18 protein-coding genes are annotated in these 20,969 nt (G+C 66.8%); 13 read left to right on the top strand and 5 right to left on the bottom strand.

Annotated elements, in window-relative coordinates:
• Positions 1-31: 31 nt before the first annotated feature.
• The 3 genes from CYFUS_RS34735 to CYFUS_RS34720 all read left to right on the top strand — a co-directional run bounded on the left by CYFUS_RS34735 (position 32) and on the right by CYFUS_RS34720 (position 2,456).
• Positions 32-865, top strand: coding sequence for a DUF4846 domain-containing protein (locus CYFUS_RS34735; RefSeq protein WP_095989127.1), 834 nt, complete (start codon positions 32-34; stop codon positions 863-865).
• Between the two features lie 467 nt (positions 866-1,332).
• Complete coding sequence (locus tag CYFUS_RS54690) at positions 1,333-1,545, top strand: transposase (protein ID WP_095992414.1); 213 nt, start codon at positions 1,333-1,335, stop codon at positions 1,543-1,545.
• A gap of 317 nt (positions 1,546-1,862) precedes the next feature.
• Positions 1,863-2,456, top strand: coding sequence for an imm11 family protein (locus tag CYFUS_RS34720; protein WP_095989126.1), 594 nt, complete (start codon positions 1,863-1,865; stop codon positions 2,454-2,456).
• Between the two features lie 3 nt (positions 2,457-2,459).
• Here CYFUS_RS34720 and CYFUS_RS34715 read toward each other — a convergent pair whose 3' ends face one another.
• The 3 genes from CYFUS_RS34715 to CYFUS_RS34705 all read right to left on the bottom strand — a co-directional run bounded on the left by CYFUS_RS34715 (position 2,460) and on the right by CYFUS_RS34705 (position 5,920).
• Complete coding sequence (locus tag CYFUS_RS34715) at positions 2,460-3,248, bottom strand: hypothetical protein (RefSeq protein WP_095989125.1); 789 nt, start codon at positions 3,246-3,248, stop codon at positions 2,460-2,462.
• Positions 3,249-3,726: 478 nt separating this feature from the next.
• The gene (locus tag CYFUS_RS34710; RefSeq protein WP_232536979.1) at positions 3,727-4,068 is read right to left on the bottom strand and encodes an SMP-30/gluconolactonase/LRE family protein; all 342 of its coding nucleotides are present in this window, start codon (positions 4,066-4,068) and stop codon (positions 3,727-3,729) included.
• A gap of 385 nt (positions 4,069-4,453) precedes the next feature.
• On the bottom strand, positions 4,454-5,920 hold the full coding sequence (locus CYFUS_RS34705) for an amidohydrolase family protein (protein ID WP_157758834.1): 1,467 nt from the start codon (positions 5,918-5,920) through the stop codon (positions 4,454-4,456).
• A 224-nt stretch (positions 5,921-6,144) separates the two neighbouring features.
• Here CYFUS_RS34705 and CYFUS_RS54395 point away from each other — a divergent pair, with 224 nt between their 5' ends.
• Both CYFUS_RS54395 and CYFUS_RS51175 read left to right on the top strand, forming a co-directional pair.
• A complete protein-coding gene (locus CYFUS_RS54395; protein WP_332468309.1) occupies positions 6,145-7,008 on the top strand; it encodes an MFS transporter in 864 nt (287 codons plus the stop codon).
• 95 nt (positions 7,009-7,103) lie between these two features.
• Positions 7,104-7,244 carry a hypothetical protein gene (locus CYFUS_RS51175; protein ID WP_157758831.1) on the top strand — a complete coding sequence of 47 codons (141 nt, stop codon included), beginning with the start codon at positions 7,104-7,106 and terminating at the stop codon, positions 7,242-7,244.
• Between the two features lie 88 nt (positions 7,245-7,332).
• Here CYFUS_RS51175 and CYFUS_RS34695 read toward each other — a convergent pair whose 3' ends face one another.
• Positions 7,333-8,226, bottom strand: a complete 894-nt coding sequence (locus CYFUS_RS34695) for an AraC family transcriptional regulator (RefSeq protein ID WP_095992413.1) — start codon at positions 8,224-8,226, stop codon at positions 7,333-7,335.
• 176 nt (positions 8,227-8,402) lie between these two features.
• On the opposite strand from CYFUS_RS34695, the gene CYFUS_RS34690 reads away from it, so the two are divergent.
• Entirely contained in the window at positions 8,403-9,362 is a 960-nt protein-coding gene (locus tag CYFUS_RS34690; protein ID WP_095989122.1) for an aldo/keto reductase, read from the top strand.
• A 32-nt stretch (positions 9,363-9,394) separates the two neighbouring features.
• On the opposite strand, the gene CYFUS_RS53240 is transcribed toward CYFUS_RS34690, so the two are convergent.
• Positions 9,395-9,835 (bottom strand): hypothetical protein, encoded by a 441-nt coding sequence (locus CYFUS_RS53240; RefSeq protein WP_232536978.1) that lies wholly within the window; start codon positions 9,833-9,835, stop codon positions 9,395-9,397.
• A gap of 150 nt (positions 9,836-9,985) precedes the next feature.
• On the opposite strand from CYFUS_RS53240, the gene CYFUS_RS34680 reads away from it, so the two are divergent.
• From CYFUS_RS34680 to CYFUS_RS34650, 7 genes are all read left to right on the top strand, one after another.
• A complete protein-coding gene (locus CYFUS_RS34680) occupies positions 9,986-10,768 on the top strand; it encodes an alpha/beta fold hydrolase (protein ID WP_095989121.1) in 783 nt (260 codons plus the stop codon).
• A 505-nt stretch (positions 10,769-11,273) separates the two neighbouring features.
• Positions 11,274-12,590 (top strand): ATP-binding protein, encoded by a 1,317-nt coding sequence (locus CYFUS_RS34675; RefSeq protein WP_095992412.1) that lies wholly within the window; start codon positions 11,274-11,276, stop codon positions 12,588-12,590.
• Between the two features lie 93 nt (positions 12,591-12,683).
• Positions 12,684-14,921: an ATP-binding protein gene (locus CYFUS_RS34670; protein WP_232536977.1), complete on the top strand. Its 2,238-nt coding sequence runs from the start codon at positions 12,684-12,686 to the stop codon at positions 14,919-14,921.
• Positions 14,918-15,397: a response regulator gene (locus CYFUS_RS34665; protein ID WP_095989120.1), complete on the top strand. Its 480-nt coding sequence runs from the start codon at positions 14,918-14,920 to the stop codon at positions 15,395-15,397. Before CYFUS_RS34670 ends, CYFUS_RS34665 begins: the two co-directional genes overlap by 4 nt.
• Positions 15,398-15,823: 426 nt before the next feature.
• On the top strand, positions 15,824-16,069 hold the full coding sequence (locus CYFUS_RS34660; protein WP_095989119.1) for a hypothetical protein: 246 nt from the start codon (positions 15,824-15,826) through the stop codon (positions 16,067-16,069).
• Between the two features lie 571 nt (positions 16,070-16,640).
• Positions 16,641-20,789, top strand: a complete 4,149-nt coding sequence (locus tag CYFUS_RS34655; RefSeq protein WP_157758830.1) for a hypothetical protein — start codon at positions 16,641-16,643, stop codon at positions 20,787-20,789.
• Positions 20,779-20,967, top strand: a complete 189-nt coding sequence (locus CYFUS_RS34650) for a hypothetical protein (RefSeq protein ID WP_095989117.1) — start codon at positions 20,779-20,781, stop codon at positions 20,965-20,967. Before CYFUS_RS34655 ends, CYFUS_RS34650 begins: the two co-directional genes overlap by 11 nt.
• The last annotated feature ends 2 nt before the right edge of the window (positions 20,968-20,969 follow it).

The following is a 20,969-nucleotide window of genomic DNA, read 5'->3' as shown; positions in this document are numbered from 1 at the left end:
CATGCGCCGCTCCCCCATCTGGAGACTCCCCGTGAGCGCCCTGTTGCTGGGGGCTTGCCTCGCCGGGGCGTCCGAGCCTCGCGCGCCCACCCGGCAGGAGCGGGCCCGCTACCCCTGGTTGTCCGCGGACAGTTCCATTCGTCCGCTCGCCGAGGCCCTGCCACCTCCGCGGGGCTACACGCGCGTCGCGCTCGAGGAGGGCTCCTTCGGCGCCTGGCTGCGAGGCCTGCCGCTGAGACCGGAGGGCACCCCGGTCCTCGACTTCCAGGGGCGGACCATCCTGGCCGCGAAGGATGCCTCTCTCGCCGCGGTGGCCGAGCTGAACGTGGGGCGGGCGGATTTGCAGCAATGCGCGGACTCCCTCATCCGCCTGCACGCCGAGTGGCTCTGGTCCCGTGGCGACAAGGAGCGCATCGCCTACCGCTTCACGAATGGAGACCTCGCCTCCTGGCCTCGCTACGCCCAGGGGGAGCGCGCTCGCGTGTCCGGCTCGAAGGTGACGTGGGTGAAGAGCGGACCGGTGGATGGCTCGCGCGCCGCGTTCCAGAAGTACCTGGACCTGGTGTTCACCTACGCGGGCACGCTGTCCCTGGCCGCCGGAAAGCGGCGGCCCTCGCGCGAGGACGTACGCCCGGGAGACTTCTTCGTGCTGGGCGGCAGTCCGGGCCACACGGTGATGGTGCTGGACGTGGCGCGGGACGCCGAGGGCCGGCGGGTGGCGTTGCTCGGCCAGGGCTTCACGCCCGCGCAGGACTTCCACGTGCTGTCCCCGGGCGATGCGGGGCCCTGGTTCTCGCTGGAGGGTGACACGGTGGCGACGCCCTTCTGGGCTCCCTTCCCCTGGTCCTCCCTTCGCCGGTGGTGAGCGGCGCCCACGCCTCGGTCCGGGAAAGCTACGCGGACCTCATGTCTGCTTGTTCCAGTCCTTGATGAACTCGACGAGCTTGCCGTTTCAACGTCTGCCCATGGTTGAATGCGGCTCATGAAAACCCCTCTGGGGAAATCCCTCGTCCCGAATTGCGGAGGCCACGCGGTGAGAATCCATGAGGCTCTCGCACGGGCATCACAATTCACCGCGCCTCGCTGGAGAGCGGCCAGGGATGAAGGCAGAGAAGATGAAATGCGAATCTGGCACTATGTGGACGAGCACATATCCTTCATCAATGGAACAGGCCAGGCCTACCAATTCGAAGACTATCTTGAGAGGATGACTCCCTCGTCCCGCCCCTACGTGAGTGCCGCCCTCGGTGTGCGCGGGGACACGACCTCAGCCCAGGCAATGGCGCTCCTCTTCAGGGCCCTGGATGAGACGGTTGCTCCTGAACAGAGCACCTGCTCTTCACCGGGCTGGAACTGTTACGGCGTGTAGCGTCCCTGGTACCTCCGCCTCGGGCAAACCTCACGAGGTTCCACGGCGTCTTTGCTCCAGGCGCGCAACTGCGGCCATTTCTGGTCCCCCAAGCGGGAGCGGAGGAGGCGAGCGTGGCGCCCCAGGCAGCGGCCAGCAAGGAGCCGATAAAGGAGAAGACGTCGCGAGTAGACTGAGCCGAGTTGCTCAGGAGGACGTTCGACTTCGAGGTGTTCGCCTGCGTGAGGTGTGGAGGCAGGCGGCGAATGCTGGCGTACGTGAACGAGGCGGGAGGGGTGCGAGCGATTCTGGAGCACCTGGGACTGGCCACGGCCACTGCTCGGGCGGGCCCCCGTCAGCGGCCCTCTGAGAGCCGCCCAGGCGCGCCCGCTCCCGCGATGCGGCTCACCGAGGCCGCCGTGGCCCACAGGTGCAGCGGCGCAGCCTCTCTTGGACGGAGGGGGCGCGAGGCGCTAGTGTCAGGATGCCTTCACTCACGAATGGGGTAGGCCTCATGACGACGATACGGTACTTCAGGCTCACTGATCGCAAGGACATCCCAGGGCGCTGGCTGCTCAGTGATCCGATAGATGCCAAGGGACAGCCGATCGATGACCCGCTTCACTTCGCGCAGGGGCTTCCCGTTCCTGCCGGAGCGCGGTACCGGATCGCCGTCGAGCGTCCAGGCAAAGCACTCGACTTCTCGCTGCCGAGCGCGGGGGTGACGCCCATCGTTCACAAGAAGGTCGCCACCCTGTTCACGGAATTGGCGCCTGGCGACGTACAGGCCATTCCCGTCGACATCAACGGACAGTCCGAACCCTATTTCATTCTCGTCGCCACCCGGAACGTGCGGTGCATTGATGACCGGGCCTGCGAGAAGGTGGAGTTCTGGAAGCCGGAGGACGGCGAGAAGGAGCTGGTCGGGCAATACCGGAGCGTGGTGGGCCTGCGGATCGATCCGGCGAAGGTGGGCGGCGTCCAGGTCTTCCGCCCCTGGGGTTGGACCGTGGCGCTCATCGTGTCCGAGACCATTAAGACGGCGCTGGAGCGCGCGCGGGTCTCGGGCATGGCGTTCAAGGAAGTCACGGGTTCGAAACCCGGGTGAGGACTAGTGAGCGTAGTGGTCGAGCGAGAAGCTGCTGTAGTCCTTGTGGTAGTTCAGCTTGTTCGCATGAAGGATGGCCACGTTGAGCATGTCCGTGGGATCGTTCATTCGAAACTCGCCCGTGTTCGGGTCCATGTACTTGTACTCACCCGTATCATGGGAAACCTGCAATCCCACGACGTGCCCATGTTCGCCCTCCGCCCCATTGAAGGAGAGCCGGTAGAATCCGTTGTTGCCTCCAATGAGCTCGGCGACGTGCTCACCGAAAGTGTCGGGATTGAGAGGCTCCTTGTTAGCCATGTTCGTGTGTGGCAGCCCGGCGCCCAGATTCGACTTCAACTCCTGCTGCTTCGCCGAGGTCTCGGCCATGGCTTGTTTGACCCCGGCCAGCTCCGACCTGAACCATTGTCTGTGCTTCTCCAGATCCTGGAGCCCTTCGGGCGATAGCTTGCCCTCCTTCGCCAGCTTCTTCTTTTGATTGATTGTCTGCTGCTCTTGGGTGAGGACGGTATCGAGATAGTTCTCGGCGTGGTTCAGCTTGTTGCTCAGGCTGCTGATCTCTGTCTCGATGTGCTGCTGGTCCGAGATGATGTCATTGATGTTGTTGTTGAGTGTCTTGCCGAAGTGAGCCGATGCCTCGGAGGGGGAGCTGTGCTGGGACGATTGATCGATCCAATGCAGTGTCATGGCACTGCACACCCCGCCATTCTGCTGGACATAGGGGTGGGACGATTGATCGATGTACTGGGTGAGCTTGGCATCCGGAACATCCAGGAGGACTTGCTGGGTCACCTGCTGTACATGCTGCGAGATGGGCCACGGGCGTTGGTGGGCCGCATCGGCCGGAGAAGGCGACCGGCTCTTCGAGCTGTACCTCAGGGTGTCGGTCCGCGTGTTGTACGCCGCCTGTTGCTGGGGTGATGGGGACCTGCTGTTGTGTGCAACGGGGGAGTGGGCGGGTCCTCGCGCGTCGAACTGGGAGGAGGGACGAGGGGGCGTTGTCGGCGTGGGAGGCGCCGATGGCTGCCGGGCTACTTGGGAGGCCGGTCCCGTCGAATGGGACTGCCGGGCCGGTCCTACGGACGGACGCATCATTGGCGGTGGACTGTCACCGAGACGCCTTGGCATCGACTTCCTCCTGGTGCGAAAAGTTTACACCAGGCGAGCGGACTTCTGCCAGACGCCCCCGTTGCGCCTCCCTCGCCTCTAGAACCCCTGGCCCATTGCTCTCGGTGCCCGACTCGGGAAACGCCCGGGCAACGGGACTCCGTCAGGGTGCTGGCACGAAGCGGTAGAGCGCGCTCTCGATATCGGAGGACATGTAGATGGTGCCCGAGCGGCCCACGGCGACCCCCGTGGGGATGTAGCCCGGAGGCAGGCCCTCGCTCTCGGGCAGACCGATGCGCATGTTGCTCGCGAGCACGGTGGAGCGTCCCGTGGCCGGCTCGATGCGCACCAGTCGCTTGCGGCCCACCTCGGCGACGATCAATCCCCCGTCGGGATGCCGGGCGATGCCCTCGGGGGCCTTGAGGCCCTTGGCCACCGTGCTCCGGGCCCCATCCGACAGGCGCACCCGGGTCACCTTCCCCGAGCGCACCTCCGTGACATACACCCCCGGCTCCTGCGCCTCCGTGTCGGCGCGGCCAACCCATCCCCATCCCCCTCGTGAGCACAGCGAGGCCGGATACACCGCGCGCGTCAACTCGCAAGTCCGCGGAAGCATTTGAAGAGGGTGGGTTCCACCGTCCACGCCACGTCTCGTTGCGTTTCGAGTCCTTTGACACCATCCCGGAGACACCATCCCGGGGCTTGGGTCCCGCGTTTCGAGTCCTTTGACACCATCCCGGGGGGAGATATGGAGTGGAGGCGGAGGGAAGCGAACCCGCCGTCGGAGGCATACGGCGAAAGCGTTCCAGAACGTTCGAGCGCGGTTTTCGGTGGGCTTCCGGCCAGTGATGCAGCGCCCTGCCCTACCCCGGTGATCCTCCGGGGCCGTGTTACATGCTCCCGGCGAGCGTCTCCAGGTCGCTGAGGAACTCCCGCCGTTCCTCAGCGGAGATGAACCGGCCCCGGACCACCACGGAATGAATGCGCGTGGTGTTGCGGATGTCGTCCAGCGGGTTGGCATCGAGCACCATCAGATCGGCGACTTTCCCCTGCTCCACCGTCCCCAGCGAGTCCTGCATGCCGAGATACCGCGCGGGCTCGAGGGTAGCGGACTGAATTGCCTGGAGCGGCGTGAGCCCGGCCTGGACCAGCAGCGCCAACTCGTCGTGAAGGCTGAAGCCCGGAAACACCCAGGGGGTGGTGCTGTCGGTTCCCGCCAACACCCGCACCCCGGCGCGGTGCATCTGGCCCACCAGGGCGAGCCTGTGGTTGAACAGGTCGCGGCGCTGCTCGCTCTCTTCCGCGCTACGGTCCTGCAGGTAGATTTCCGCCAACTGCCACCGCCAGCCGGCCACCACCGAAGCCGGCAGGTACTTCAGCCGTGCGTCGTCCATGTCGAGGTCCATCGATCGGTCGAGCACGTCGTGCAGGACCAGCGTCGGAACCTGGGCGGACCCGTTCCTCGCGAGCTGATTGAAGAGCTGCAGGCCCTTGGCGGAGGAGTAGGTGCGAGCCGCATCCCACTCCACCGCGTGGGTCTGCTGGAACCAGGTGTTGTAGCCGGTGAGGGTGTCAGGCCTGAGCGTGATCTCCCCGACCCGCTCGCGCAGCTCCGCCTCCTCGGAGGACGTCGCGTACATCACTCCGTACAGGTGCTCGAAGCTCGCCTGGCCCGCCGCGCTGGCCTCGGCGGTGGTGACCAGATCCGGGCAGTGTCCGGCAAAAGGCATCTGTTGCAACCGGGCCTCGTCGGCGATGCCGAAGTAGGCTTCGCGCGACAACCGGGAGTAGACCTTGATGAAGTCATAGCCCTGGGCCCTGGCTTGGCGAACCGCCTCCCGGCCCTCGGCTTCGTTGCGGACCGAGACATGGGGGACCGGCGAGTTCTGCCAGAGAGACGGAGTGCCGTCGATGATGGTGCTGCCGAGGATCATCCGGGGCCCGAGCATGCGCCCCTCCTCGATTCTGCGCCGCCACTCCAGCAAGAAGGGCGAGCCGTCCATCTCCCGGAGGGTGGTGACTCCGTTCACCACGTGGAGCAGCGGGAAGACCTGCTCCAGCTCTTGGGTGTGGACGTGCATGTCGGTCAGCCCTGGCATCAGATACTTGCCCTGGAGATCCACGGTCTTCAGATCTTCGGGAAGCTCGACGTCATCGGATTTGTGCAGCGCCACGATCCGCTCGCCCTTGATGAGCAATGTCATGTCGGACTGGGGAGGGGTTCCGGCGGCGTCGATGACCGTGACATGGGTCAAGGCGTAGTCCGCGTCGACGGCGGCCGGGTCATCTTCGCAACCGAGGCACCAGGTGGCGAGCACCAGGGCGAGGAAGAGGTAACGTACAGGATATCGAGGCATGGATGAATAACTCTCAGGAGTGTCCCTTGCGGCTTTCGTGTCCAATGGAACACCGCGGGCAGCGGGAAGTGTCACCCGGCACGTCATCGGCGAGATGAAAGGGACGGAGCCCCTCAGCACCTCACGCGCCCTCGGGCTCGCGTGCTGGCATACTCAGCGCGCCGGGGGAAAATGGGCAGAAGAGACCCGACGGTGGGTGTTCTATCCGTGAAGGGAGGGGGTGGGTGGAGTGCGAGCGATTCTGGAGCACCTGGGCCTGGCCACGGCAGGTGCGGGGCTGGCCCCGGCGCACGGGCCCCTCCAAGCCGCGTGGTGTTGAAGCTCAAGCCGCCAGCGCCAACAGAGCCAGGCGCCTGCCGCGCACCTCATGGGAGGGCGGCCTGGGCCGGCGTGTACCCCAAGGGGCAACGCGGCTTCTCCACCCGCCTGGCTCACTGCTCGGGCGGGCTCCCGTCAGCGGCCCTCCTCGCCACCTCCGCTCCAGGCCGCCTCCTCTCAGCAGGGCTCCTATCCGTCCTATACTTTTCCTCATCCTGGTGCTGACGAGCTTCCTGAGCTGCGCCACGCACTCGGGGCCGATCTTCCACACCGTGAGCTACGCCGTCACCTGCGGCATCCCGCTGATGGCTGCCGTGTCGATCTACAGCATGGAAGGCCTCGCGGGCATGGGCGGCCGCCTCGTGTTCGGGCTGCTGGGAGACCGCTTCGGCGCCGCACGCGTGCTGGTGCTGGCGCTGCTCGCCCAGGCGGTCGTGGTGCTGGGCTATGTGTTCGCGCGCCTGCTGGGCAGCTTCTACGCCGTGGCCGCGTTGTTCGGCTTCACCTATGCGGGCGTGATGCCGCTGTTTGCCGTGATCGCGCGCGAGCACTTCCCGCTGCGCATGATGGGCACGGTGATCGGCGGCACCACGACGGCCAGCAGCCTGGGAATGGCGCTGGGGCCGGTGGTCGGCGGGCTGATCTACGACTCGACCTCCAGCTATGCGTGGCTCTTCATCGGCGCGTTCTCGCTGGGCATCGGCGCCTTCCTGTCGGCGCTGGCCTTCACGCGGCTGCCGGGGCGCAGGACGATGGTTGCGCTGGCGTGACGGCCTCACCGCTGGGGGCACCCCGGCGGCATACTCATGCACGCCCCGCAACATGACAGCTGCCGAATGCTCCGCCCCGAGGTGACGAGAACGTCGTGTCCGTCTTCAACGTGTGGTCGGCGGGCGACGCTTTGCCGCTGGCGGCGAAACACTGCCGAGCGCATGGCAAGGATGCGGTCTTCGACCGGATGTCATTCATCACCGCGCATTTCAAGTGCGAGTCCTCGGCGAAATGAAGGGGATTGGCCGTGGTGATTTTCTTGGTCGTGGTGGACACGGTGGTGTGGCCGGCGGGGCGCTGAAGCTGTCGTCGTTCGATAGCGACTAGGCTTGCGCCAAGGCCGTCGAAGCGCGCAAGCGGGCTATGTCGCGCGCCGGGGGCTCTCCAAAGTGGCGGCGATATTCGCGGCTGAACTGTGACGGGCTTTCGTAACCCACGCGGAGGGCGGCAGTGGTGACGTCGATGTCATCGACCAGCATGAGGCTGCGCGCCTCCTGCAGCCTGAGCTGCTTCTGGAATTGCAGCGGCGTCATCGCCGTCACGGCGCGAAAGTGTTCGTGCAGGCTCGACGGACTCATGCCTACTTCCGCCGCAAGCCGCTCGATCCTGAACCCTTCCCGGAAGTTCTTCCCGATCCAGCCGATGGCGCGGCCAACCTGGGCCACCCGCCCCTGGCTGGAGGTGATGTGGCGCATCCTGGCGCCGTCCGGGCCGGCGAGCAGGCGATAGAGAATTTCCTGCTCGGCCAGCGGCCCGAGTATGGGCAGCGCTGCCGGATCGTCGAGCAGGCGCAGCAGGCGCAGCACGGCGTCGAGCAGATCGGTGCCGACGTCGGACACCGTCATGCCTATTGGCGGGCAGGAAGCTCCCGGCGGCGGCACGCGTAACGCCAACTCCCCCAGCATGACCGGATCGAAATCGAGGAACAGGCAGAGATAGGGCTTGTCAGGCGTCGCCTCGACCACATGACCTGTCACTGGCAGGTCGTGGACCACGATCCCATAGCGCCCCGGTGCATATCTGAACACGCGGTCGCCCAGCGTGACTTCCTTGTGCCCCTGCGCGACGAGGCACAGCTGCGGCCGGTACACATTCGGCATCGGCAGTGTCACCGTGGAGGATCGAGCAAGCGTCAGACGTTCGATGGGGGTGGCGTGGAAGCCATCCTTCGAGACGTGCCGGGCAATCACGGCCGCGATTTCGATCAGTGTTTCCATGAATCGGACCATCGCATGCGAGCGAAGAGCCGGCAATGTTGGTCCGCAGCTTCTGGAGGAATGTGCAGCAATCTCGGCGGATCAGGCTAACCGTTCGGCGTCGCCGCGCATCACAGTGTCGGCGGCGTCAGGGAGGGGCACAGCAAACCCGGCCGCAGCACCAACATGGAGAGAACATGACCATCGACAATCTGAAGACCCCCACGGTCGCGCTGGGCACGTGGGCCTGGGGCGACAGCGGCGAGACGGGCAACGGCTACTTCGGCAGCCACCTGACTCCATCTGGCCTGGAGAAGGTCGCCGACAAGGCGCACGCGGCCGGGTTCACGCTGTGGGACACCGCCGTGGTGTACGGCATGGGCCGTTCCGAAACCGTGCTCGGGGATGTACTGAAGCGCTATGCCCGCAGCGACTACCAGCTCTCCACGAAGTTCACGCCGCAGGCCGCGGGAACCGGCGAGGATCCGGTGGCGGACATGCTCGAGCAGAGTCTGGCACGCCTCGGTACCGACTACATCGACCTGTATTGGATTCACAACCCAGCCGACGTGGCGCGGTGGACGCCGCACTTGATTCCACTGCTGAAGAGCGGGAAGGTCAGGCATGTTGGCGTCTCGAATCACAAGCTGAGCGACATCGAACTCGCCAACCAGATCCTGGGAGCAGCCGGGTTTCGGGTCGAGGCCGTCCAGAACCACTACAGCCTCCTCTACCGCAGCTCCGAGCAAGCCGGCATCCTGGACTACTGCCGCAAGCGCGACATCCCATTCTTCGCCTACATGGTGCTTGAACAGGGCGCCTTGAGTGGCAAGTACAGCCCGGAGAACCCGCTGCCGCAAGGCAGCGACCGGGCGAAACATTACAACGGCCTGCTGCCTCAGTTGAAGGCGCTCACGGACAAGCTCGCCTCGATAGGCCAGAAGCAGGGTGTGGCAGCGCCCGAGATCGCGACAGCGTGGGCCATCGCCAAGGGCACGACGCCGATCATCGGCGTCACCAAGCCCCAATACATCGAGAGCCTGGTCCGAGCCAACAGCATCACGCTCACCAGAGAAGACATGGCGGAGCTGGAATCTCTCGCCGACGCGGCCGACGTGAACACCCGCGGCTGGTGGGAACAAGAGATGTCAGTCTGAACGGCTGGCTGGCGACGAGACTTCCCACCGCCTCAACCCACCCGCCCGGCCAGCAGATCCGCAAACGCCACGCCATCGGGCAGGCCTTGGATGATGTCCACCGAGTCGTCGTTGCCAGCCTCCGTCGTCCGCCACCACAGCGTGTGTCCATGCAGGCCCGAGGCGAGCGCCTGTGCAGCCACGCCATGCAGCCAATGCAGCAGGCCAGGAAATCCCCCCGACTCCACCGCGCCGCCGCCTCTCGAGAACACTCTGCGCGCCGGCCCCAGCAATTGCGGCAGGCACGTGAGACCCGGCCACTCAGCGCTCCTCTCCATGAGGCGCTCCTTCACCCCATGGGCCAGCACGTAGCGCATGAAGCCGGCAAGCGCGGCACCCCGTGCCCACACCAACAAGTGGAAGTGATTGGAGGCGAAGGTAAAGGCGTACGGCCGGATGGTGCCCGCGCTCTGCTGGACGGCTCGTGCCAGCACCCCGCCTACCACCTCGTTCACCTCCGCGCTGGGGCGTAGCAGCAGTCGCCCCTGGAAGCACCTGGACGTGACGAAGTAGTGGGGGAATGCGGCATGAGCACTACCCGGCGTCACCTTCGCGGGCGAGCCGGCGTATATAGCCGGACTCCCATGGACAAGGTCACTTCGAAGGACGGGACGTCGATCGCATACGAGAAGACGGGCTCCGGACCTGCGCTCATCCTCGTCGACGGCGCCCTCTGTTACCGTGCGTTCGGGCCGATGCCAAAGCTGTCGCCGCTCCTCGCCCGGCACTTCACGGTGTTCACGTACGACCGCCGTGGCCGGGGCGACAGCGGCGATACGCAGCCCTACGCGCGGGAGCGGGAAATCGAGGACCTCGCCGCGCTCATCGAGGCCGCGGGCGGCTCCGCTGCCGTCGCGGGCCTGTCGTCCGGCGCAGCACTCGCGCTCGAGGCGGCGGCGAGCGGGCTGAACATCACGAAGCTCACGGCGTACGAGCCCCCGTACGTGTCCGCCGCGTCCGGACGTCTCGAGGCCGACCACGAGGCAAACCTGAAGCGGCTCCTCTCGGAGGGGGGCCGTGGAGACGCAGTGCAGTACTTCATGCGGGACATGATGGGCGCGCCCGGGTTCGTCGTCCTGCTCATGCGGCTGATGCCCGGCTCCTGGCGGCAGCTTCAGGCGGTCGCGCACACGCTGCCTTACGACGCGAACGTCATGCGCGGCTACTCGGTCCCGACGGAGCGGTTCTCGTCCATCCGCGTCCCGACGCTCGTCATGAATGGTGGGAAGACGGACCCCCGGCTGAAGCAGGCGGCCGAAGGCGTCGCGAAGGCCGTGCCGAACGCACAGCACCGCACGCTGGCGGGACAGACACATAACGTAAGCCCCAAGGTCCTCACCCCGGCGCTCGTCGAGTTCCTCACCTGACACAGGCTCGCACTTGCCGTGGGCAGCTCGAATGGGCGCACCTGGGACTGCCCACGCGGGCGCTGAAGCGGGCCCCGGCCCGGGGATCACCCCAGCGGGCGTGGTGCTGAACCTGGCGCAGCCGCTGTCCACACGCCCCAACGGCCTGCCGCTCTGCTCAAGCGAGGGCGGCCAGGGCAGGGGTGCGCACCAAGGGGTTGCACCGTCCCGTGTACCGGCGCGGCGCGCGGCCTTGCTGGCCCCGGCAGCGGCCCTTCTCGGCCCCTGCGCTCCAGCCCTCTCCCTCCAACATCTCCTACTCAACATTGAAGCCGGCGTGCTGGGGGCGTTGTCGGCCGGGGATATATCTTTGTCTGAAAATCCTGTTTAGCATGTGATTGGAAATTGGACCGCCCCCATTGGTCGCGTGCCTCACCTATCTGTCCTCGAGAATTGATATGCATTCCCGCGGTTTTGGATGCGGACAGGGGACTCGGAAGAGGGGGCAGGTGGGGGGGTGTACACCATGAGTCTCTCAGCCGTGCCCGCGCCGCGTGTCCTGGTCATTGATGACACTCCGTCGATTCACCAGGACTTCCACCGGCTGCTCGCCGAGAGCGAGGGCGGCGCGTCACTCGCGGAGTTGAGGGCCTCGCTCTTCGGCATGCCTCCACCCCGGCCCAAGGGGTATTGCTTCGAGGTGGACTCCGCCTTCCAGGGAGAGGAGGGTCTGCAGCGCGTGAAGGTCGCACTGAAGGAGGGGCGGCCGTACGCCCTGGCCTTCGTCGACGTCCGCATGCCGCCGGGAATGGACGGCGTGGAGACCACCGAGCGCCTCTGGCGGGAGGACCCGGACCTCCAGGTCGTCCTCTGCTCGGCGTACACGGATTACTCCTGGGAGGAGGTGGTGCAGCGGCTGGGCATCAGCCAACGGTTGCTCATCCTCCACAAGCCCTTCCAGAGCATGGAGGTGCGGCAGATGGCCCACGCGCTCGCCGAGAAGTGGGAGCTGCTGCGGCGCGAGCGCAGGCGGGTGGCGGAGCTGGAGCAGGCCAACGCCCAGCTGCGGCGGGAGACGGAGGAGCGCAGGCTGCTGGAGTTCAAGCTCGTCCAGGCCCAGAAGCTGGAAGCGCTGGGGCGGCTCGCCGCCGGGCTGGCGCACGAGGTCAACAACCCCCTCAGCTTCATCATCGCCAACCTCCACCATGTTCGAGGGGAGCTGAAGGCGCTGGCCGCCACCCAACCCCCGCGAGACGTGGAGGAACTCCAGGAGTCCTGCCACGATGCGCTCCAGGGCTGCGAGCGCATCCAACGGTTGGTCCAGGACGTGCGGGGGTTCTCCCGCGGCAGGAGCTTCCCCGACGCGCCGGTGGCGCTGGACACGGTGCTGGAGGATGCCCTCGCCATGGCGAACCTCGCCCAGGTGCCGGGGCTCCGGGTCGAGTGGGCGCGGTGTCCGGTGCCGCCCGTTCTCGCCGACGAGCATGGGCTGGGGCAGGTCTTCCTCAACCTCATCATCAACGCCCTCCATGCCGTGGCGAAAGGGCCCGCCGAGCCCCGCCTCCGCGTGGCCACGGGCCTGCTCGCGGATGGCCGGGTGTGGGCGGAGGTCCAGGACAATGGCCACGGCATCGCCCCCGAGGACCTGGGCCGCATCTTCGAGCCCTTCTTCACCACCAAGCCGCCGGGCGTGGGCACCGGGCTGGGCCTGTTCATCTGCCACGGCCTCATCACCGGGTTCGGCGGCGAGCTCTCCGTGGAGAGCCAGCCGGGCCAGGGTGCGACCTTCCGCGTCCTGCTGACAGCGGCCCCCGCCGATGCGCCTTCCAGCGCGGTGGCATGAGCTTCCGGGCGGGCAGCCTCCGTTCCCCCCCTCCCCTGGTGTTTCCGGTGGGTCCGTGCGTGGATTCACGCTCCAACTCGTTGAGCGCGCTCCATGCCGAACCCGATTCCTTCCCGCCCTCGTGCCTCCCTGGCCCGCGCGACGCTCCTCAAGATGGGGATGCGCATCGCGTTGGTCATCGCCCTGAGCACGCTCTTCAGCTACCTGCACCTGTTCAAGACGCTGCGCGACCAGTTTCTCCTTCAGCTGGAGCGGTCGGTCGTCGAGCGCGGCCATCGCGAGGAGTCCATCTTCCTCCTGGCGGAGGACCACCATGCCTTCCTCAAGAAGGCCCTCCAGGAGCGCATCCAGTCCTTGAGCCAGGAGGAGGCGGCCTCCCGCTTCGAGCGCCTGACCGTCCAGCTCCCCGACGGGACGATCCGCAGCCGCCCCGAGGGCTTCGATGGCACGAAGATGCCGGGGTTCATGGTGTTCCGCGGCGTGTCCCCCAACGCGGAGCTCCGCCAGCGGCTCGTGGCCGCGTACGACGTGCTCGTCCAGCACGGGCCGCTCCTCCTGACCCGTGTCGAGGACACCTACATCATGATGCCGGAGGGAGCGTTCGTGACCCTGTGGCCGGAGCGCCCCACCTATACTCAGGACACCGAGCCCGACTTTCCGCTCTACACCTTCGATTACTTCACCAACAGCCTTCCCCAGAACAACCCCCAGCGGAGGACGGCCTGGTCCGGCGCCTTCCTGGACTCGGTCTCGAAGGTCTGGATGGTCACGGCCTCCACCCCATTGGATGTGGAGGGCCGTCATGTGGCCACCATCGGCCATGACCTCCTCCTGAATGAGCTGATGGCCCGCACCGCCAAAGGCCACCTGCCCGGCTCGTACAACGTCATCTTCCGCGACGATGGTCAGCTCATCACCCATCCCGAGCTGAAGCTGGATGGCACCGAGGCCTACAACATCCGCGACGTCTCGTTGTCCGGGGGCTTCACCCCGTTCGGCTCCCCGGAGCAGCGGGCCCACCTGCGGCACATCTTCGAGCGGGTGATGGCACGCGCGTCCGGCCAGAGCGTGCTGGAGCTGCCGGAACACGGCGAATTCCTCGCCACGATCCGGCTGGGGGGCACGGGCTGGAACTTCGTCACGGTGCTCCCCGGAAAGGAGCTCACCGGGCCCGCCCTCCTGGCGGCGCGCTACGTCCTGGTGTTCGGCCTGGCGGCGCTGGTGTTGGAGCTGGCCATCATGTTCTGGGTGCTGCGGGAGCAGATCTCCCGCCCCCTGCTGGACTTCACCCACGCCACCGAACGGATCGCCACCGGGAACTTCCAGGTCCAGCTGGACACCCGGCGTCAGGACGAGCTGGGACAGCTGGCCTGGTCCTTCCGCCTCATGGCCGACGAGGTCCAGCGGCGCGAGGAGGCCTTGCGACAGGCCAACGAGGGGCTGGAGCAGCGGGTGGACGAGCGCACCCGGGAGCTCAAGGACGTCCACCGGCAACTGGTGCAGGTGGCACGGCAGGCGGGCCGGGCGGAGGTCGCCACCAGCGTGCTGCACAACGTGGGCAACGTGCTCAACAGCGTCCACACCTCGGCCATGCTGGCCAAGGAGCGGCTGGTGGGCCTCCAGGTGGACGACGTCAGCCAGCTGGCCACCCTGCTCGAGGAGCGGCGCGATGACCTCGCCACCTTCCTCACCCAGGACGAGCGCGGCCGGAATGTCATGCCCTTCCTGAGCGGGCTGGGACAGCACCTGCGCAAGGAAACCCATGAGGCCGTGTCGCTGCTTGACGAGGTGGGCCGGTACACCGAGCACATCGGCACCATCGTGAAGCTGCAGCAGAACTACACCCGGACACCCCGGCTCAACGAGCCGGCCCACCTGGTGGAGCTGTTGGAGGATGCCTTGCGCATCAACTCGGCGGGGCTCACCCGTCATGAGGTGCGGGTGGTGCGGCACCTGTCCCCCGTGCCCCAGCTCCTGACCGACAAGCACAAGGTGTTGATGATCCTGGTCAACCTCATCAGCAACTCCAAGTACGCCCTGGATGCGGCGCCCGCGGAGCAGCGGTGCCTGACGCTGCGGGTGGAGGCGCCCGCGGCCGACCGCGTCCGCATCGAGGTGAGCGACAACGGGATGGGCATCGCGCCGGAGCTGCTCACGCGCATCTTCCAGCACGGCTTCACCACCCGGGAGGAGGGCCACGGCTTCGGTCTGCACTCCAGTGCGCTGGCGGCCCAGGAGCTGGGCGGCACGCTGACGGCGCACAGCGACGGTCTCGGGCGCGGCGCCACCTTCACCCTGGAACTGCCCTGCACACCCCCGGAGGCGGCATGAGTGACAAGCGGCGGATCCTGATCATCGATGACTCCGCGGCCATCCACCAGGACTTCCGGCGGCTCCTCTGTCCGGAGCGCGGCGGGAGCCCGGAGCAGCTCGCCTCGCTGCGGACGGCCCTCTTTGGCGCGCCCTCCGCTCGTGCGCGGCCCGCCGGTCCGGAGTTCGAGGTGGAGTCGGCCTTCCAGGGACAGGAGGGGGTGGCCAGGGTACGGGAGGCCGTGGCGGCGGGCCGCCCCTACGCGTTGGTCTTCCTGGACTACCGGATGCCGCCCGGCGGCAATGGCGTGGAGACGCTGCGGGAGCTGTGGAAGGTGCACCCCTCGCAGCGGGTGGTGCTCTGCTCGGCCTACTCCGACTACTCCTGGGAGGAGATTGTCGAGGAGTTCGGTGAGACCCCGCTGCTCAAGGAGCTGCGTAAGCCCGTCAACGGTCACGAGCTGCGCCAGCTGGCGCTCACCCTCACCGAGCCGTAGGCCGTCCCATGAGCCGGTGGCGCAGTACCCGGTGCAACTCGCCGAGCATCTCTGCTGACGTTTCGAGTAGGAGTCTTCGGAATGACCTTCCGTGTTATGGGGCTCGGCATGTTGGTCGCCACGGCGGTTCATGCCCAGGCAGTGGCTCCAGCTCCGTCCATCCCAGTGCCTGTTCCCCGGTACGTCCCCGCGGGAGCGGGGGCACCCATGGTGGGCCAGCCGGGCGAGCAAACCGCGCCCATCGACCGCTCGCCAAACTCGCGAGTACTTCCTCCAACCTATTGAGGCGCGGCGCCGTGAGGTCGATGCTGTCTTTTTTTGGCAGTCGAGGCTTTGTGAGTCCTTTCGTAGTTTGCCGCAGATTGAGCTGCTCTATAGAAACATAATCTCCGCACTCGAGAAGCAGTTCAAAGGCGCGAAACCCAAATGAAAACCGTCGAGAGTGCTGTGTGGTTCTCCGAGAAAATCAAGGCGATTCGCGCCGAGGCAGGACGTGACGCCGCGAAGTTCGAGGAACTCTGTAGAGACCCGGTGCTTGCGCGCGAAGCTTCAGAGAAATTCCCCGATGATCCACTTTTGTACCAGCAGCTTCAGTCCGCGTTGGAGAACGAGATCATTCTAGCAAGATGCGGCCTCTTCTTGGCCGACTCCGCTTTCTGGGACGAACTCTAGCACGACTGGTAAGCCCAGACGGCTCGCGTCGCCTCGTTCCTTCAGCGGGCATCGTACCTCCCCCAGTCCTTTCCAGCACGGCAGGGGCGCCATCTCCAACTCCACCGGCTCGGCCCATTGCTCTGCGAACCGAGCGGGCTCAGGCCCTGCTGAAGTAAGCTGACGCCGCCTTCCAGATCAGACCCATCGGCTTCTCCCAAACATGCAAACCTGATGGACCTCGGGCCATTCTCACCTGGTACGAATGTCGAGACATCCTCCTGCTTCTCGAGCCGTGAGGAAAGACATGCGAATCGCAGTGATTCCCGTCGTCAGGAGCGGGCCCGCTACCCCTGGCTGTTCGCGGAGCGCCCCATCCGTCCGCTCGCCGAGCACGGACAGTTTCGGCCGGTGACGGGGAGGCGCGCCCAGCACATCCCTGCTTTCTTGTCAATTCAGCAAAACGCTTATCCCCCGAATTCGAACCAGACAGTTATACGGGCTCTCCCGGCAAGGGAAGACAGCGCAAGACGAGTACACGCAGTCGTCGTCCGACACCTATCGTCAAACGTCCTTCCAAAGGAGCATCGCCATGGCTGGAGAGCCGACGACCCCCAATGTCCTTCTCGTCCCCATGCACCTGGACGCGCTCTGTCTGTCCAGCCCCACGCCCGTCCGCGAAGCACTCGCGCAGTACACCCGGCTCCCCTTCACCTACAAGAAAGCGGATGGCGACTACGGCCACAGCAATGACCGGGCGAACATCAGCGAGAACATCCTCTCCCAGCCCTTCTCGCCCACCTTCCAGGAACTCGCGCCAGGCATCCACTTGCACTGGGCCCTGCCCGACACGCTGACTCGCAGCACCCAGTCGGATCTCTCCGGACGGCATCGCTTTCCCATGGTCCCCAACCGCTGGCTGGTCCGCCGCCTCCGGGGCACCAGCGTGGAGCGGCAGTGGGTCGTCGAGAGTGATTACCTCTACCCGGATCTGACGGTCCAGCGTCCGCAGCAGGAGCAGCCCGTCGCCGCCATCATTCCCTTTCCGCGCACCCGGCTGAAGGAGGGGCCCTACCAACCCTTCCGGCACATCGGACGCGCGATGCAGGTCACGGACTGGCAATCCTCCGGAAGCTCGGGCGAGTACCTGCGCCAGTACGAGCTCGCGCTCACGGCCATGGGGCCACTCGAGTGGCACGCTTCACTCGACCATGTGAAGGCCTCGTTCGCGGCCTTCTACCCGGGCTGCTTCAGCGTGTTCGGCTTCCACGACCCGGACGCCGCGCTGGGCGCCGACCCGTCCGGTGTCAGCTACGACGTCCTCGGCTGGTATGACCGGCCCGACGATGATGTCTTGAAGGACTTCTACCACCAGCACCAATCCGAGACGGATCGCATCCGGGTCCGCCAGGACTTCGAACAACGCTTCCGGTGGCAGGTGGACCTGGGTAAGGCCGCGCTCCCCCGCCGGACCGTCTGCCACGCGCGGCTCACGTTCCAGGGGCCCACCCGGAGCAACGCCGCCGCCAGCCAGAAGACGCTCACCCTGTCGGTGGGTGACACCGGCACCGAGGCCCTCTCCGCCTATCTGGCCCACCAGCTCGCGGAGGAACCCGACACGCGGCGCGATGTCGCGCGACAACTCGACGCCCTCGAGTTCACGGATCAGCTCGACCAGCTCCAGCTCGACGTGGACGAGAAGTTCCACGAGGCGCGCCACGAGCGGGGCTTCACGGCCCGTGCCGGTGGCACCCTCTGGTCCATCCAACGCGCCAATCCCGCGAGCGACACCGAGGGAGAGGAGGTCACCCTCCCGGACGACGTGGCCCACCTGCTCAGCGAGCTCAACCAGCTCCAGGGCGCGTATGACCGGGCGAACGAGGCCACGGCGTCCATGAGCGCGCGGCTCTTCAATGACTGGCACAAGTTCATCTACGCCACCCACCCCGAGGCGATCGGCGACCAGATGGGCGAGGACCAGCCCACCGACGCCGAGGACCTCTCGGACGCGATGCAGACCCTGCGCGCCAACGGGCTCGCCACCCTCCGCAAGCACCTGCTCGCGACGGGCAAACTCGGGTGGAAGCAACCCCGGAACACGCAACAGGTGGTGGGAGCGCCCGAGACGCTGCGCTTCGGCCTCGTCAATGCCGGCTCGACGCAATACTTCCGGGAGTACCGGGAGGATCTCGACGCCAGCTACATCAGCGCCTCCTCCAGCCATTGGGCCAAGGAGTTCAAGAACTTCGGCATCACGCTCTCCTCGAGCGCGACCGTGAAGGTGGTGGCGGAGGGCGGCGAGGAAGGCGAGGGGAGGGTGTGGAACATCACCGACGGGGGGCGGACGTATGTGATTCGAATCGAGAAGGGGTTGATCAGCCTCGACATCCCCCCCTTCGCGGAGCAGCTCGCGGCGCGCTTGCAGCGTGCGATGGATGCGCTCCAGCGGCGCGTATGGGGACTCACCCCCCCATGCGCCCTCAGGGCCATCCCCGGTCCCCGCTACTGGCAGCCCAATGATCCGGTCGTCTTGATGCATGGCGAGTCGCTCTCGCGCGGTGTCCGGCATGGCCGCGACGGCCGGCTCCAGAAGGACGGTCTGCTGGCGTGCCAGCTCCTCGAGGGCGTCTCCGACGAGAGCCTCGACCGCCTGCCGCTGGAGGACGCGCTCCTGGGCCGCATTCGACAGCTCATCGACGCCTCACCCGCCTCCCAGTCCGGCGAGCGCGCGGGCTTCACCACCTGGACCCAGCAGCCCTGGAACCCCTTCCTGCTGGAGTGGGACGTCCAGTTCTTCCCGCACCCCGTTCCCAAGGTGGATGGCCGTGACGCCTACCCGCCAGACCACATCACCCGCCGCTATGTGCGCGCCCCCGAGGCGGTGGACCTGGCGCGCCGGGAGCCGGACAACACCGATGACGTCGTCACCAACTCGGAGCCCTATCGGGGGTTCAGCATCCTGAGCGCGCACACGAGCGGGACGCTGAAGCAGCGGATCGCCTCGTACGTGGTCAAGCAGCGGCTGCTCCTGTCGGAGGAGAGCCACCAGAAAGCCCTGTATGGACTCACCGCGGCGCAGGCCGAGCAATACCTCGACACGAACGGCAACGCCCAGGCCCTGCTCTCCGGCTATCAGCCCGAGCCGGGACAGGAGGACGACACGCTCCGCACGGCGCTCAGGGCCTACGTGACGCTCCAGTCCCAGCAAGAGCACATCCTCTCCCAGGCCCTCAATGGCTTCAACGACGCGCTCCTGATGCAAAAGCGCACACTGCAGCTCGACATCGAGGAGCCCATCGGCTTCGACGACCACCGCCTCTTCGCCTCGCAGGTGGCGGGGACGGTCCGCGGCGCCCTGCTCCTGGCGTCCACCCCGAAGCGCGACTTCAATCCCTTCCGCGGTGGAGAGCTGCGCATCACCGGCCTGCGCCTGGTGGACACGTTCGGACAGCTCAACGACCTGGACGCCCGGCCCGACGAGGGGGGCACGACGATCGTGTCCTCCGAGCTGATGCCCCTGAGGGATCGCGGCGAGAATGACCACCGGGTGCTGCTCGCGCCACGGCTCGCCCAGCCCTCGCGCATCCAGTTCCGGTGGCTGTCGGGCATGCCCCTGGAGGGCGAGGACCAGCCGGAGATGAACGCGCATCCGGCGACGAGCCCCATCTGTGGCTGGCTCATCCCCAACAACTTCGACGGTGGCCTGATGGTGTACGCCACCTCGGGCACCCCGCTGGGGGTCATCAACGCGGCGGGGTATTGGGATCCCTTCCCCGGCACGACCCATCCCGTGGCCGTGGAGGCCATCGAGAACCCCCACCTGCGCAAGGTGGTCGATCACCTCACGTCCGCCGGCAGGGCGGGCCAGGACTACACGAAGGCGTTTGGCACGGTGCTCAACGCCGCCCTGGACCAGAGCGACCCGGAGGCGCTCTCCCACAGCCCCTCGCTCTCGCTCCTGATTGGACGCCCCCTGGCCGTGGTCCGGGCGTCGGTGGACCTGGAGCTCCACGGACTGCCGGCGCGTGACAAGCGTTGGCGGGTCTTCAACGAGACCCTCGCGCAATACCAGGACGGGGAGGCGCCCACGCCCATCTCCCAGAGCCCCGAGTCGTGGACGCTGGGCTTCGATCAGGTGGAGCTGCCCATCCGCATCGGCGAGTTCCGCCAGTTCAACGACGGCCTCCTCGGCTACTGGAAGGAGCAGGCGGATGGCCGCTTCGAGAACGGCACCTTCTATGCGCCCCAGAGCGAGCACGCGGGCTTCTCCGGCACCGACCCCGCCGGGCGCTCGATCGTCACCGCCTCGGGAAACAGGGCGGTGGAGATCCCCCAGACGGTGAGCGCACCGGCTCAAGTCCTGACCATGCTCGTGGATCCGCGAGGCGAGGTCCACGCGACCAGCAGCATCGTGCCGGCCAAGTCGATCCGGATTCCCCCCGAGCAGTACGAGAAGGCGCTCGCGTCGCTCGAGGTGACGTTCACCTCCGCGCCGCTGCTGACGGGCCGGGCCGCCTACGGCAAGGCCGGCGGCGAGCGCGCGGTGAGCGTGCCGGTACCCGAGCAGCCCGGCTTCACCTGGTCCTGGGTGTCCCGGCAGCGCGGCCTGTGGGAGGAGACGCGGGCGCTGACTCCGGCGGAGACGCGCGCCCGGATGCCGGACGCCCTGCAACTCGCCGAGGGCTGGCTGAAGCTCTCGCGTGAAACACCTCCTGGAGGCTCCAACAACCATGGCGCATGACACGAACAAACCGCTCCAGCTCACGTTGAGCGTGGCGGAGATCAACCAGGTCCTGGAGGCGCTCGGAAGGCAGCCCTACGCGCGTGTCTTCCAGCTCATTGGCCGCATCCAGCAACAGGCCGCGGCCCAGATCTCGGCCTCCGAGACGACGGCCCCCGCTGGACCCGCTCACAGCTAGAG

It is taken from the genome of Cystobacter fuscus (genome assembly GCF_002305875.1).
Taxonomy (GTDB): domain Bacteria; phylum Myxococcota; class Myxococcia; order Myxococcales; family Myxococcaceae; genus Cystobacter; species Cystobacter fuscus_A.
Note: the sequence above shows the minus strand (reverse complement) of the source record. Positions and strands in the feature narration are given on the sequence as shown.

What these genes read in the sequence shown, in the direction of transcription:
- CYFUS_RS34660 (WP_095989119.1), top strand. Translation starts at nt 15,824, where the DNA reads ATGAAAACCGTCGAGAGTGCTGTGTGGTTCTCCGAGAAAATCAAGGCG.
- CYFUS_RS34720 (WP_095989126.1), top strand. Translation starts at nt 1,863, where the DNA reads ATGACGACGATACGGTACTTCAGGCTCACTGATCGCAAGGACATCCCA.
- CYFUS_RS34675 (WP_095992412.1), top strand. Translation starts at nt 11,274, where the DNA reads ATGAGTCTCTCAGCCGTGCCCGCGCCGCGTGTCCTGGTCATTGATGAC.
- CYFUS_RS34690 (WP_095989122.1), top strand. Translation starts at nt 8,403, where the DNA reads ATGACCATCGACAATCTGAAGACCCCCACGGTCGCGCTGGGCACGTGG.
- CYFUS_RS34705 (WP_157758834.1), bottom strand. Translation starts at nt 5,920, where the DNA reads ATGCCTCGATATCCTGTACGTTACCTCTTCCTCGCCCTGGTGCTCGCC.
- CYFUS_RS34655 (WP_157758830.1), top strand. Translation starts at nt 16,641, where the DNA reads ATGGCTGGAGAGCCGACGACCCCCAATGTCCTTCTCGTCCCCATGCAC.
- CYFUS_RS34670 (WP_232536977.1), top strand. Translation starts at nt 12,684, where the DNA reads ATGCCGAACCCGATTCCTTCCCGCCCTCGTGCCTCCCTGGCCCGCGCG.
- CYFUS_RS34665 (WP_095989120.1), top strand. Translation starts at nt 14,918, where the DNA reads ATGAGTGACAAGCGGCGGATCCTGATCATCGATGACTCCGCGGCCATC.
- CYFUS_RS34695 (WP_095992413.1), bottom strand. Translation starts at nt 8,226, where the DNA reads ATGGAAACACTGATCGAAATCGCGGCCGTGATTGCCCGGCACGTCTCG.
- CYFUS_RS34650 (WP_095989117.1), top strand. Translation starts at nt 20,779, where the DNA reads ATGGCGCATGACACGAACAAACCGCTCCAGCTCACGTTGAGCGTGGCG.
- CYFUS_RS34680 (WP_095989121.1), top strand. Translation starts at nt 9,986, where the DNA reads ATGGACAAGGTCACTTCGAAGGACGGGACGTCGATCGCATACGAGAAG.